The 13,758-nt window shown below is 63.5% G+C and carries 11 protein-coding genes; 5 read left to right on the top strand and 6 right to left on the bottom strand.

The genetic code is table 11. The features are described 5' to 3' along the window. The first annotated feature begins 13 nt into the window (after nt 1–13). The 5 genes from lon (at nt 14) to cmoB (ending at nt 5,589) form a co-directional block, all read left to right on the top strand. Nucleotides 14–2,446, top strand: coding sequence for an endopeptidase La (lon, locus tag HX851_RS39900; protein ID WP_256262400.1), 2,433 nt, complete (start codon nt 14–16; stop codon nt 2,444–2,446). Nucleotides 2,447–2,738: 292 nt separating this feature from the next. After that, nucleotides 2,739–3,131 (top strand): protease inhibitor I42 family protein, encoded by a 393-nt coding sequence (locus HX851_RS39905; protein WP_177057825.1) that lies wholly within the window; start codon nt 2,739–2,741, stop codon nt 3,129–3,131. Nucleotide 3,132: 1 nt separating this feature from the next. Beyond that, nucleotides 3,133–3,789 (top strand): lysoplasmalogenase, encoded by a 657-nt coding sequence (locus HX851_RS39910; RefSeq protein ID WP_177057826.1) that lies wholly within the window; start codon nt 3,133–3,135, stop codon nt 3,787–3,789. 103 nt (nt 3,790–3,892) lie between these two features. After that, the gene (cmoA, locus tag HX851_RS39915; protein WP_177057827.1) at nt 3,893–4,636 is read left to right on the top strand and encodes a carboxy-S-adenosyl-L-methionine synthase CmoA; all 744 of its coding nucleotides are present in this window, start codon (nt 3,893–3,895) and stop codon (nt 4,634–4,636) included. Continuing rightward, nucleotides 4,633–5,589, top strand: a complete 957-nt coding sequence (gene cmoB / locus HX851_RS39920; protein ID WP_177065233.1) for a tRNA 5-methoxyuridine(34)/uridine 5-oxyacetic acid(34) synthase CmoB — start codon at nt 4,633–4,635, stop codon at nt 5,587–5,589. The genes cmoA and cmoB overlap by 4 nt, the downstream gene beginning before the upstream one ends. 173 nt (nt 5,590–5,762) lie before the next feature. On the opposite strand, the gene tadA is transcribed toward cmoB, so the two are convergent. The 6 genes from tadA to treC form a co-directional block, all read right to left on the bottom strand. Further along, nucleotides 5,763–6,254, bottom strand: coding sequence for a tRNA adenosine(34) deaminase TadA (gene tadA / locus HX851_RS39925; RefSeq protein ID WP_177065232.1), 492 nt, complete (start codon nt 6,252–6,254; stop codon nt 5,763–5,765). Further along, a complete protein-coding gene (locus tag HX851_RS39930; protein WP_177057830.1) occupies nt 6,254–7,630 on the bottom strand; it encodes a multicopper oxidase family protein in 1,377 nt (458 codons plus the stop codon). Before HX851_RS39930 ends, tadA begins: the two co-directional genes overlap by 1 nt. A gap of 225 nt (nt 7,631–7,855) precedes the next feature. Beyond that, the gene (locus HX851_RS39935; RefSeq protein ID WP_177057831.1) at nt 7,856–8,149 is read right to left on the bottom strand and encodes a PTS sugar transporter subunit IIB; all 294 of its coding nucleotides are present in this window, start codon (nt 8,147–8,149) and stop codon (nt 7,856–7,858) included. A gap of 2 nt (nt 8,150–8,151) precedes the next feature. Beyond that, nucleotides 8,152–10,686: a phosphoenolpyruvate--protein phosphotransferase gene (ptsP, locus tag HX851_RS39940; protein ID WP_177065230.1), complete on the bottom strand. Its 2,535-nt coding sequence runs from the start codon at nt 10,684–10,686 to the stop codon at nt 8,152–8,154. Between the two features lie 63 nt (nt 10,687–10,749). Beyond that, on the bottom strand, nt 10,750–11,976 hold the full coding sequence (locus HX851_RS39945; protein ID WP_177065228.1) for a maltoporin: 1,227 nt from the start codon (nt 11,974–11,976) through the stop codon (nt 10,750–10,752). 99 nt (nt 11,977–12,075) lie between these two features. Further along, nucleotides 12,076–13,725 (bottom strand): alpha,alpha-phosphotrehalase, encoded by a 1,650-nt coding sequence (treC, locus tag HX851_RS39950; RefSeq protein WP_177057834.1) that lies wholly within the window; start codon nt 13,723–13,725, stop codon nt 12,076–12,078. Nucleotides 13,726–13,758 lie beyond the last annotated feature (33 nt).

Below are 13,758 nucleotides of genomic sequence, written 5' to 3' on the forward strand. Positions count from 1 at the left end.
GTGCAGGTGCCCCATGAGCAACCAGCAAGAATTCCCCGACCATCCGACCCAACAGGCCGACGCCGAGCGCAACGCAGACAGCGCCGAGACCAACGCGAGCATCGGTACCGGCCTGGCACTGCCGGGACAGAACCTGCCGGACAAGGTCTATATCATCCCGATCCACAACCGCCCGTTCTTCCCGGCGCAGGTCCTGCCGGTCATCGTCAACGAAGAACCCTGGGCCGAAACCCTGGAGCTGGTGAGCAAGTCCGAGCATCACTCCCTGGCGCTGTTCTTCGTCGACACACCGACCGAAGACACCCGGCATTTCGACACCAAGAGCCTGCCGGAGTACGGCACCCTGGTGAAGGTCCATCACGCCAGCCGCGACGGCGGCAAATTGCAGTTTGTCGCCCAGGGCCTGACCCGCGTGCGCATCCGCACCTGGCTCAAGCATCATCGTCCGCCGTACCTGGTGGAAGTCGAGTACCCGCACCAGCCGAGCGAGCCGACCGACGAGGTCAAGGCCTACGGCATGGCACTGATCAATGCGATCAAGGAACTGCTGCCGCTCAACCCGCTGTACAGCGAAGAACTGAAGAACTACCTCAACCGCTTCAGCCCCAACGATCCGTCGCCGCTGACCGACTTCGCCGCCGCCCTCACCTCGGCGACCGGCAATGAGCTGCAGGAAGTCCTCGATTGCGTGCCGATGCTCAAGCGCATGGAGAAAGTCCTGCCGATGCTGCGCAAGGAAGTCGAGGTCGCGCGCCTGCAGAAGGAAATCTCCGCCGAGGTGAACCGCAAGATCGGCGAGCACCAGCGCGAGTTCTTCCTCAAGGAACAGCTCAAGGTCATCCAGCAGGAGCTGGGGCTCACCAAGGACGACCGCAGCGCCGATATCGAACAGTTCGAGCAGCGCTTGCAGGGCAAGGTCCTGTCGTCCCAGGCGCAGAAGCGCATCACCGAGGAAATGGCCAAGCTGTCGATCCTCGAGACCGGCTCGCCGGAATACGCCGTCACCCGCAACTACCTGGAATGGGCGACCTCCGTGCCCTGGGGCGTCTACGGCGAGGACAAGCTCGACCTCAAGCATGCGCGCAAGGTCCTGGACCAGCACCATGCCGGCCTGGATGACATCAAGTCGCGGATTCTCGAGTTCCTCGCGGTCGGTGCCTATAAAGGCGAGATCAGCGGTTCCATCGTGTTGCTGGTGGGCCCGCCAGGCGTGGGCAAGACCAGCGTCGGCAAATCCATCGCCGAATCCCTCGGGCGACCGTTCTACCGCTTCAGCGTCGGCGGCATGCGCGACGAGGCCGAGATCAAGGGCCATCGCCGCACCTACATCGGCGCCCAGCCGGGCAAGCTGGTGCAGGCGTTGAAGGACGTCGAGGTGATGAACCCGGTGATCATGCTCGACGAGATCGACAAGATGGGCCAGAGCTTCCAGGGCGACCCGGCCTCGGCGCTGCTGGAAACCCTCGATCCGGAACAGAACGTCGACTTCCTCGACCATTATCTGGACCTGCGCCTGGACCTGTCGAAGGTGCTGTTCGTCTGCACCGCCAACACCCTGGACTCGATTCCAGGCCCATTGCTGGATCGCATGGAAGTGATTCGCCTGTCGGGCTATATCACCGAGGAAAAACTGGCGATCGCCAAGCGCCACCTGTGGCCCAAGCAGCTGGAGAAGGCCGGCGTGGCGAAAAGCAGCCTGTCCATCAGCGACAGCGCCCTGCGCGCGGTGATCGACGGCTATGCCCGCGAAGCCGGCGTGCGCCAGCTGGAAAAACAGCTGGGCAAGCTGGTGCGCAAATCGGTGGTCAAGCTGCTGGATGCGCCGGACAGCACGATCAAGATCGGCAACAAGGATCTCGAAGCGTCCCTCGGCATGCCGGTGTTTCGCAACGAGCAGGTGCTGAGCGGCACCGGGGTGATTACCGGCCTGGCCTGGACCAGCATGGGCGGCGCGACCCTGCCGATCGAGGCGACGCGGATCCATACCCTCAATCGCGGTTTCAAGCTGACCGGACAGTTGGGCGAGGTGATGAAGGAGTCGGCGGAGATCGCCTACAGCTACGTCAGCTCCAACCTCAAGCAGTTCGGGGGTGATCCGCGGTTCTTCGACGAGGCCTTTGTCCACCTGCACGTCCCCGAAGGCGCCACGCCGAAGGATGGCCCGAGCGCCGGGGTGACCATGGCCAGCGCCCTGCTGTCCCTGGCCCGCAACCAGCCACCGAAGAAAGGCGTGGCCATGACTGGCGAACTGACCCTGACCGGGCACGTACTGCCGATTGGCGGCGTGCGCGAGAAAGTGATTGCGGCGCGGCGGCAGAAGATTCACGAACTGATCCTGCCGGAACCGAACCGGGGCAACTTCGAGGAATTGCCGGACTACCTGAAGGAAGGCATCACCGTGCACTTCGCCAAGCGTTTCGCCGATGTGGCGAAGGTATTGTTCTGAGGGCGGCAAAGCGGACGCAGAGCGTCCAGTGACATATTCCCACGCAGAGCGTGGGAACGATCAGGTATCGGTGCGAAACTTGGAGCCGATGATCGCTCCCATGCTCCGCGTGGGCGCGCAGCCCGTGACGCTCCGCGTCACAAACCGGGAGCGGACGCAGAGCGTCCAGTGAGACATTCCCACAACGATCAGGCGACTGTGGCGAAGCGTGGGAACGATCAGATGCCGGTGGCAATGGCAGCGGGCGAATCTTGGGTTATGCTCCGTCATCGCTGTAATGATTGGAGACACTATGACCCCGATTCGCCTGTTGCTTCCGTTGAGCCTTGTGCTACTGACCGCTTGTGCGCAGCAACCCCGCCAGAACGTGACGGTGGAAAACCAGCGTGAATGCCCGATGCAACTCAAGACCGGGCAGAACATGATCCTCAGCCTGCCAAGCAACCCCACCACCGGTTATCGCTGGGCCATCCAGGATTCCGCCGGCGGCGTGCTGAAAAGCCTCGGACCGGAGGTCTATCGCAACCCGGAGAACAGTGATGTGATCGGCGCCGCCGGCCAGTCGACCTGGCGCTTCCAGGCCTTCGCCGCCGGCACCGGGCGCCTGCGCCTGACCTACCAGCAGCCCTGGGCACCGGAAGTCCCGCCCGTGCAAAGCTTCGACTGTCCGATCGTGGTGAACTGACATGCCCTGGCTGATTCTCGCCCTGATGGGCGCCGTCGCGTTCCTGTATGGGGTGAGTATCGACTCGCCACTGATCTGCCTGTTGACCAAGCCCTTGCCGGTGCTGGCACTGCTGGGTTGGCTGCATGACGCACCGGGGGGCGAGTATCGCCGCTGGATCGGCCTGGGCCTGGTGTTTTCCCTGCTAGGCGACATCCTGCTGGCCTGGCCGGGTGACCTGTTCGTGTTCGGCCTGGGGGCCTTTCTGGTCGCCCACCTGTGTTATCTCAAAGCTTATCTGGGCGACTGCCGCCGTCTCGCCCCCGTCCAACTGGTACTGGCGCTGCTGCTCGGTGCGGCGCTGCTGGGCGTGCTGATGTCCAAGGGCCTCGGCGATCTGCTGATCCCGGTGAGCGTCTATGCCCTGGCCATCAGCGCCATGTTGTGGCGGGCCCTGGCCCGCCTGGGCAGCGACGTGCCCAAGCGCTCGGCGCAACTGGCCGCGGGCGGCGCATTGGTGTTCGCCTTCTCCGACAGCCTGATCGGCATCGACCGGTTTGTCCTCAAGTTCGCCGCGGCGCCGTACCTGATCATCCTCGCCTACTGGCTCGGCCAGTGGGGCATTGCCGCCTCGGCGTTTTCCCGGCAACCGCGCAAAGCTGAGCCGGGCTTCATCTGAAGCCCGCCTGCGGCGCCAAACGCTTTATCCGACAAACCGCGCATCCCGGCGCCAACTTGGCTAAAATGCCGACCCTTTTTCCCCGATCGTCGCCGGAACCGCCGTGAGCAAAGAACCCGACCGCCTTTTCGCCCAGCCCCTGCCCCAGGTGCCGGACTTCGCCTTCAACGAAGACGTGGTGCGGGTGTTCCCGGACATGATCAAGCGTTCGGTGCCCGGTTACCCAACCATTGTCGAGAACCTTGGCGTACTCGCCGCGCAGTTCGCCCAGTCGGGCAGCGTGCTCTATGACCTGGGCAGTTCCCTCGGCGCGGTGACCCAGGCCCTGCGCCGACATGTGCGCACCGACGGCTGTCGGGTGATCGCTGTGGATAACTCCAGCGCCATGGTCGAACGCTGCCGTGAGTACCTCAATGGCCAGGACTCGATGTTCCAGGAGCTGTTGCCGGTGGAAGTGGTCGAAGGCGATATCCTCGCCCTGGACTTCAAGCCCGCTTCGGTGGTGGCGCTGAACTTCACCCTGCAATTCATCGCCCCCGAGCAACGCCTGGCCCTGCTCGGCCGCATTCGCCAGGCCCTGCTGCCCGGCGGCGCGCTGATCCTGTCGGAGAAGCTGCGCTTCAATGATGCCGCGGAGCATGCGCTGCTCACCGACCTGCATATCGCCTTCAAGCGCGCCAACGGCTACAGCGAACTGGAAATCGCCCAGAAACGCAGTGCCATCGAAAACGTCATGAAGCCCGACAGCCTCGAAGAACACCGCGAACGCCTGCTGGCGGCGGGGTTCTCGAAAGTCGTGCCGTGGTTCCAGTGTCTTAACTTTGCCTCGTTGATTGCCCTGCCATGATTGATCTGTCGCCCCTCGCCCGCCGTCTGGCGCATACCCCGCTGGCCGACTGGGCCAATGGCCTGCAAGCCCGGCTCGATACCCGGATGGAGAAAGGTCATGGCGACCTGCAGCGCTGGCAGAGTGCGCTCGACGCTCTGCCGAAGCTCCAGCCGAGCAAGGTCGATCTGCTCGACGGGTTGACCCTCGACAGTGACTGCGACGACGCCACCCGCGTGCAGATGCGCAGCGCCCTGATGGGCCTGAGCCCCTGGCGCAAGGGGCCGTTCGACCTGTTCGGCGTGCATGTCGACACCGAATGGCGCTCGGACTGGAAATGGTCGCGGGTCGCCCCGCACCTGGACCTCAAGGGCAAGCGCATCCTCGATGTCGGCTGTGGCAACGGCTACTACATGTGGCGCATGCTCGGTGCCGGCGCGGACACGGTGATCGGGGTCGACCCGAACTGGCTGTTCTTCTGCCAGTTCCAGGCGGTCCAGCGCTACCTGTCGCAACCCGCGGCATGGCACCTGCCGTTCCCCTTCGAGGACTTGCCGGCCAACCTGGAAGGCTTCGACACGGTGTTTTCCATGGGCGTGTTCTATCATCGGCGCTCGCCCATCGAACACCTGCTGGCGCTCAAGGACTGCCTGGTCAAGGGCGGCGAGCTGGTGCTGGAAACCCTGGTGGTGGAAGGCGACGCGAATCAGGTGCTGGTGCCGGAGGATCGTTATGCGCAGATGCGCAACGTCTGGTTCCTGCCCTCGGTGCCGGCACTGGAGCGCTGGTTGCGGCGTGCCGGGTTCAGCGATGTGCGTTGCATGGACGTCAGCGTGACCACGGTGCAGGAGCAGCGCGGGACCGAGTGGATGAAGTACCAGTCGCTGAGCGACTTCCTCGACCCCGAGGATCACAGCAAGACCATCGAAGGGCTGCCCGCGCCGATGCGCGCGGTGATCGTCGCACGTAAATAGACGAAACCGCACACCGTCTGTAGGAATCGCAGCGAAGCTTTTAGCGACCTTCAGGCCGCCTTCGCGGGCAAGCCCGCTCCCACAGTGACTGAGCCGTACCTGGATCTTTCGCACGACACAAAACCTGTGGGAGTGGGCTTGCCCACGAAGAGGCCGTCAAGCCAGCCCCACACTCAGGCCTTACTGCGGCGAGCCTTGAAGAACTCGCTGAGAATCGCCCCGCACTCCTCGGCCAGCACCCCGCCTTCGAACAGCACCCGGTGATTGAGAAAATCCTGGGTGAAGAACTGTCCCTGGCTCTGCACGATGCCCGCCTTGGGCTCCAGCGCGCCGTACACCACACGGGCGATACGCGAATGCACGATCAGCCCGGCGCACATGCTGCACGGTTCCAGGGTCACGTAGAGGGTGCTGCCCGGCAGCCGGTAATTGCTCGCCGCCCGGGCCGCCGCACGGATGGCGACCATCTCGGCATGGGCGCTCGGATCGCTGCCGCTGATCGGGCAATTGAAGCCGCGCCCGATGATCTCGCCGTCCTGGACCAGCACCGCGCCCACCGGCACCTCGCCCAACGCGGCACCCTCGGCGGCCAGCAACAGGGCTTCACGCATGAAATCCTGGTCACGGCTGCGATCGATGATCGCGGCGGGACGAATCTGGCGCATCACGCCACCTCGATGGCGGCCATCAGGCCGGTTTCCATGTGGTCGATCACATGGCAATGGAACATCCACACCCCCGGATTATCCGCCACCAGGGCCACACGCGCGCGCTCGTTCTTGCCCAGCAGATAGGTGTCGGTGAAATACGGGGTGATCGTCCTGCGATTCGAGGCGATGACCTTGAAGCTCATGCCGTGCAAGTGGATCGGGTGCTGGTACTGGGTCATGTTCTTCAATTCGAAAATGTAGCTCTTGCCCTTCTCCAGCCTGGCGATGGGCCGGTCGGCGCAGGTCTTGTCGGTGATGTCCCAGGCCTTGCCGTTGATCTGCCAGAGGCTCGGCGGGCGGCCATTATCGACGTTCACCGAGACCGAGCCAACCCACTCGAAATTGAAGTTGAGCTTCTCGGCATTCGCCAGGTCCGGCTCGGCAATCGGATTGGCCGGCAAGGCCGCCGGCCAGTCGGTCGGGGCGTCGGTGTTGGTCACCGAACGGAAGGTGCCGAGGCGCACCGGGCCGTTGCGCAGGGACAACTCCTCGCCCGCCGCCGGTGCCTTGATCGCCAGGCAGATGCGCATGCCCGGCCCGAGCCAGTATTCCTTGCCCAGGGGCCGTGGCGCCACGGGATTGCCATCCAGGGCATAGATCTGCGCTTCAGCGCCGGGGATATTGATGCGGTAGGTCAGGGTGTTATCGAGATTGAGCAGGCGCACGCGGGTGATCTGCCCGGCCGGCAGGTCGACCACGGCCTGCGGCGTGCCATTGATCGTCGCCAGACGTCCCGCCGTCCCGCCCCGCGCCGCCTCCCGGGGAATGCTGAAGGGCACGAAGGCGCCCTCTTCATCGACATGCCAGCTTTTCAGGCTGAGGGTGCGCTCGTAGCGAAAACCGGTGGGCTCGCGCTCCTCGATGATCAACGGACCGACCAGCCCGCGCCCCAGTTCCTCACTGCTGTTGACGTGAGGGTGATACCAGTAGCTGCCGGCATCCGGCACGCGGAACTTGTAGTCGAAATACTCGCCCGGCAGTACCGGCAGTTGCGATACGTAGGGCACACCGTCCATTTCCAGCGGCAGGCGGATGCCGTGCCAGTGAATGGTGGTAGCGACCGGCAGGTGGTTGATGAACCGCACCCGCAGCCACTCGCCCTGGCGCACCCGCAACTCGGTACCCGGTGCCGAGGGACCGAAGGCCCAGGCCGGGGTCTGGTGTCCGGCCACCAGCTCGACATCCAGCGGCGCGGCGATCAGTTCGTAGTCATGACCGGCTTCGGCATCGGCCATCTTGCCCAGCCAGTACCGCGATGCACCGCCGGCGCCCACGCCTACCACTGCCAGACCGACCAGGCCACCGAGTATTTGCCGACGGGAAAAAGACATGAACCCAACCACCTCACCGAATCAACCGCGGGCCCATAGGCCACAAAAGGCGAATACGATACACCCGCAGTTGAGAAACAGTAAGGGCGGGGTGGCGATGGGCCGCAGGCGGGTTGTGTCAGTGAGGCTCTCTTCGCTGGCAAGCCTGCTCCCACAGGTTTGCGCTCGTGAACAAATTTCGAGTACAACCCGGACATTGTGGGAGCCGGCTTGCCGGCGATGGTGTCAGCCCAGTCCCACCAGCAAATGGACCACGCCACCGGGCAGCGTCATCACCCCCGGCACACCCGCCGCCTTCAGGGCCGGCTGATCGAGGCGGGTCGGATCCTGCAACTCGACCCGCAACCGCGTCAGCGCCACCCGCTGCCGGGACTTGAGGTTGGCTGCCCCGCCCAGGGCCGCCAGTATCGGCGCGGCAATGTCTTCCACCACAGCCGCCGTACTGACGACCGTCGACTGATCCTGCACCAGATCCGGCGTCAGGGCCTTCCAGAACGCCCGCTTCAATGTATCGAACATGCTCAGTTCTCCAGGACCGGCGCAGCCGCCGTTACTTGTTGATGATGGCGCAGCAGCTCACGGACCTGCTCCGCGCTTTCCTGGCCGAGAATCCGTTGCGCCAATACCTGGCATTCATCCAGGTTGACCTCGCGCACCGCCGCCTTGATCGACGGGATCAACGGCACGCTGACCGACAGTTCATCCACCCCCAGCCCCAGCAGGGCCGGCACCGCCAGCGCCTCGGAGGCCAGCGCGCCGCAGACGCCCACCCACTTGCCATGGGCATGGGCGGCCTTCACGGTGGTGGCGATCAGGCGCAGCACCGCCGGGTGCAGGCTGTCGGCCTGGCTCGCCAACTGCGGATGATCACGGTCCATCGCCAGGGTGTACTGCGTCAGGTCGTTGGTGCCGACGGAGAAGAAATCCACTTCCGGGGCAAACAGATCGGCCATCAGCGCCGCCGAGGGCACCTCGATCATGATCCCCAGCTTCGGCAGTTCGTCCAGCCCCAGCGCCCGCGTTTCCTCGACCAGGAACTGACGGGCCTGACGCAGCTCGGACAGCTGGGTGATCATCGGCAGCATGATATGCAGTCGCGTCTCTCCCGCGCAGGCGAGGATCGCCCGCAATTGCTGGCGCAGCAGTTCCGGACGTTGCAGGCACAGGCGAATGCCGCGCATGCCGAGGAACGGGTTGGCCTCGCTGTCCATCGGGACATAGGCCAGCGGCTTGTCACCACCGACATCGAGGGTACGCACCACCAGGTTGCGCTCCGGCCCCAGGGCCCGGGCAATCGCCGAATAGGTGGCACCCTGCTCCTCGATAGTCGGCGCACTGCTGCGATCGAGATAGAGGAACTCCGAGCGCAGCAAGCCGACACCTTCGCCGCCCAGCGTCAGCGATTGCTCCACTTCTTCCAGCGAAGCGACGTTGGCCGTGATCTCGACATGATGACCATCGCGGGTGCGCGCGACCTGATGGGACTGTTCGATTTCGCGCTGGCGACGCTGGCGCTGCTGCTGGCGCTTGACCAGCAACTGCTGGACGTCCGCTTCCTCCGGTTTGAGGTGCAATTGCCCGAGGTCGGCGTCCAGCAGCACCTGGGTGCCGCTGGCAATGTTCAGGATCTGCACCGGCAGCCCGCACAACGCCGGCAGGCCAAAGGCCCGGGCCAGGATCGCGACATGGCTGGTGGCACCACCACCGACCGTGGCAAAACCGAGCACCTTGCGGGTATCGAGCCCGGCGGTTTGCGAAGGGGTCAGTTGATCGGCGATCAGGATCGCATCGTCCGGCAACTCCGCCGCCTGTTCCTGGACACCCAGGATCAAGCGCAGGACACGCTGGCCGACATCCATCAGATCGAGGGCGCGCTCGGCGAGCAGTTCGCTGCCGAGACGCTTGAACAAGGCGGCGGTCTCTTCGGTGGCCGCGCGCCAGGCAAAGGCCGCGCTCTTGCCTTGAACGACCAGCAACTGGGCCTGCTCCAGCAGGCTCGGGTCTTCCAGCAACTCCTGGTGGGCACGGAAAATCTGCGCCTGGGCGCTACCCAGCGCATTGTCCTGCAAGGCTTGCAGGGCCAGGGTCGCCTCCGTCAAGGCGCGGGCGAGGATCGCCCGTTCGTGGTCTTCACCGGCACCCGTCTCCGGGATATTCAGCACCTGCTCGGCAACCTGGACCACCTTGCCGAAGGCCGAACCCGGCGAGGCGCAGACACCCCGCAGCAGGGTCGCGGACGATTCCTCGGGAGCGTCGAAGGTTTCCACGCCGGCCTCGGTCGTGGTGCTTTCACCACAACCTTCGGTAATCAGCACCGTCAGCGCATCGAGAGCCGCCTGGGCATCCTCGCCCACGGCACTCAGTTGCAACACATCACCATGGACGGTCTGCAAGGCCATGATCGCCACCAGCGACTTGGCGTTGGCGCTGTCCTGGCGCTTATGCAGATGGATACTGGCGGCAAAACCTTTTGCCGCCTGGGCCAGCACCGCCGCCGGACGGGCATGCAGGCCATTGGCATTGGGCAGGCTCAGGGGTCGGGAGAACAGCGCCTCGCCCTCCTCTTCGACTGGCGCGGTAACGGTCGTCGCTGCCGGGCTCAGGCTCAGCAGCGGCTGGCCGCTTTCCACCAGACCATCAGCGGGCACCAGCAAGGTAAAGGGTTCGCCACTGACCACCAGCACCAGGGTCAGCAGACTGCGGGCATGCAGCGCCAGATAGTCCGCATCGAACTCGATCAGCACCTGTCCCGCCTGGACCTGCTCGCCCTCGCGAACCCGCGCGGTGAAGCCCTTGCCCGCCAGGTTCACGGTGTCCAGGCCGATATGCATCAGCACCTGCACGCCACGGTCATCGGTAATGCTGATGGCATGCCCGCTGTCCTGGACATTGCTGATCACCCCGGCCAGCGGTGCACAGAGCACGCTGGAGGTCGGATCGATGCACAGGCCATCACCGATCAGGCGACTGGAGAACACCGGATCAGGCACCTGATCCAGCGGCATCAGCAGCCCTGACAACGGCGCCAGCAGTTCCAGGGAGGGGGTTGCGGTCATGACATCACCTTTTATCGTTGTTCTTTGAAACGCCGGCGGAGCAACTGCCCCGCCAGCATGGACTTATTTCCACCAGTACTCGACCTGCACGCCAAAGTTGGCGCCATTCAGCGCATTGCCGAAAGCGCCGGTATCCGACAGCGCCGAGCCCGCCGCCAACTCGTTGGCCGCCCGCTGCGCCGCCTTGTTCCAGCTGGCGTAGGTGTAATAGAGACGGACTTCGGGACGCGCCCAGAAATCCGGGCCCTTGGGTGACCAGGTCGGAGCGAAGGTAAATTTGCTGAGCTTGCGGGTACCGCCCGGTGCCTCGACCTGGTCGTGGCCCAGTTCGGTGACCAGCTTGAATTGTTCGGTAATGGCGTAGGAGGGACGCACGCCGAGGGACATCCAGGTCTGATCCTGGCCATCGGGACGAATATCCTTCTGATAGACCGCCTCGACCTGCCCGCCAAAACGCGGGGTCACCTGCCAGTCGAAAAACTCCAAGGCGCGGTAGCTCTTGTTGCTGGTATCCAGGTGCGGATCGCCGGTATAGCCCAGGCCGGTGCCCGGCCCCTCGCCGTATTGCAGAGCGAACTTGTTCTTGCCGCCGAGGAAGTTCTTCTGCACATGCTGCGCGGTGATCGCCCAGCCCTGATGGGTATCACGGCGCTGTGGCGCATCGATGTAGCTGAAACCGAACTCCAGCTCGCCATCGGTGTTGGTCTTGAAGCCCGCGACGTTGAAGTCATGACGATTGATATAGTCTTTCTGGTACAGGTTGTCCTTGCGCGAAAAGGCATAGCTGTACTTCAGGTCACCGATCCGCACGTCCTCGATACCACCGCCGGTGGCGCTCTGGTTCCAGTAGTAGAAGTCGGAGATATGGATATCGTTTCGCTTGTAGTAACGGCGCCCCGCCCACAGGGAACCGCCATTGAGCGACGGCAGGTTCGACCATTGCGCATACATCTGCGGCATGCGCGCCGAACCGTGATCATCGCCCTGGAAGCGCAGGTCACGGTCGTACTTGTTGTAGAGCGATGCCATGGCATCGACACTGAATACCGAACCATCGTCGAGGGTCAGCAGATCCTGGCGCAGTTCCAGTTCCGCGTATTGCTCGCACTCGTTGCCCAGACGGTATTTGGACTGTGCCCCCGGCAACTGGAAACAGCTTTGCGAACTGCTGTTGACCGAACTCCCCAAGCCGCTGCGCAGGTATCCGGCGAACTCCAGGGCCTGGGCCGAGAACGGCAACCCCATGCAGACGCAGGACACCACAAGGCTTCGATTTATTATTGTTTTCATGAACCACCCCATTATTTTTATTGTGATCAATGCTCGATTGTCGGGCGCAGCCTCCCCGCGCACGATGTGATGCGAACTGCGTTTGACGAACGATATTTCCTATTTTTCTGACAGATACAGCGCAAAAGACTCATAAGGCCGCAGGAACAATTCACGACCACGCGCAGGACAATCCTGATAGTTGCTGATCACCACGCGCTGCTCCTGGTCCGCGCTGAACACCCCTTCAGGCAACAGGATCTCGCAGCTGTCGGCGTAGAAGTTGTTGACGATCAGCAGGCGCTCGCCCTGCCCTTCACGCACATAGGCCCAGACCTGCGGATGCTCGGGCAGCAACTGGCGGTAGACCCCTTCGACCATCAGCGTTTCGGTGCGACGCAAGGCCACCAGGCTGCGGTAGTGATGCAGTACCGAATCCGGATCATCGAGTTGTTGCTCGACGTTGATCCGGGCCGCATTCGCCGGCACGTCGATCCACGGCTGCGCCGAACTGAAACCGGCGTTCGGGCCCGCGCTCCAGTGCATCGGCGTCCGACCGTTATCGCGGGACTTCTGCATGATCGCCGCCATGCTCTGCGCTTCGGACTCGCCGGCCTCGCGCTTGATGCGGTAGATATTCAGGGTTTCGACATCACGGTACTGGTCGATGGTGTCGAACCCTGGGTCGGTCATGCCCAGCTCTTCACCCTGGTAGATGTAGGGCGTGCCCTGGAGAAAGTGCAGCGCGGTGGCGAGCATCTTCGCCGAGACCACGCGGTACTCGCCGTCATCGCCAAAGCGCGAGACCACTCGCGGCTGGTCGTGGTTACACCAGAACAGGGCATTCCAGCCGCCACCGGCCTGCATGCCGAGCTGCCAGTCGGAAAGGATGCGCTTGAGTTCGAGGAAGTCGAAATCGGCGTGCACCCACTTTTCCATGTTCGGGTAATCGACCTTCAAGTGATGGAAGTTGAAGGTCATCGATAGCTCGTCCGACTCCGGACGCGAATAACGGATGCAGTGCTCCAGGCTGGTGGAGGACATTTCGCCGACATTGATCAGGTCATGGCCGGCAAACACTTCCCGGTGCATTTCCTGCAGGTACTCATGGACGTTCGGGCCATCGGTGTAGAAGCGCCGACCGTCCGTGGCGTCCTCGGGGAAGTCCGCCGGCTTGGAGATCAGGTTGATCACGTCGAGACGGAAACCACCGACGCCCTTGTCGCGCCAGAAGCGCATCATCTTGAAGACTTCCTGGCGCACCTTGGGGTTGTCCCAGTTCAGGTCGGCCTGGGTGTGGTCGAACAGATGCAGGAAATACTGGCCGGTTTGCGCCTCGTATTCCCAGGCATTGCCACCGAACTTGGACTGCCAGTTGTTCGGCTGGTCGCGCCAGATGTAGAAGTCGCGGTACGGGTTGTCCAGACTGCTGCGGGCCTGCTGGAACCAGGCGTGCTCGATGGACGTGTGGTTGACCACGATATCGAGCATCAACGTGATGCCGCGCTTGCCGGCTTCGGCGATCAGCAACTCGCAATCGGCCATGGTCCCGTAGCTCGGGTCGATGGCGTAGTAGTCGCTGATGTCGTAGCCGTTGTCACGCTGCGGCGAACGCAGGAACGGGGTGATCCACAGGCAGTCGACGCCCAGCCACTTCAGGTAGTCGAGCTTGTCGACTACCCCCAGCAGATCGCCGGTGGCCTGGCCTGCGTGGCTGTAGAAGCTCTTCGGGTAGATCTGGTAGATCACCGAACGTTGCCAGTCTTGCATGGGGAATTCCCTTGTAATCAGTAGAGTCTGTAT

The sequence above is a fragment of the Pseudomonas gingeri genome (genome assembly GCF_013385635.1).
GTDB lineage: Bacteria > Pseudomonadota > Gammaproteobacteria > Pseudomonadales > Pseudomonadaceae > Aquipseudomonas > Aquipseudomonas gingeri_A.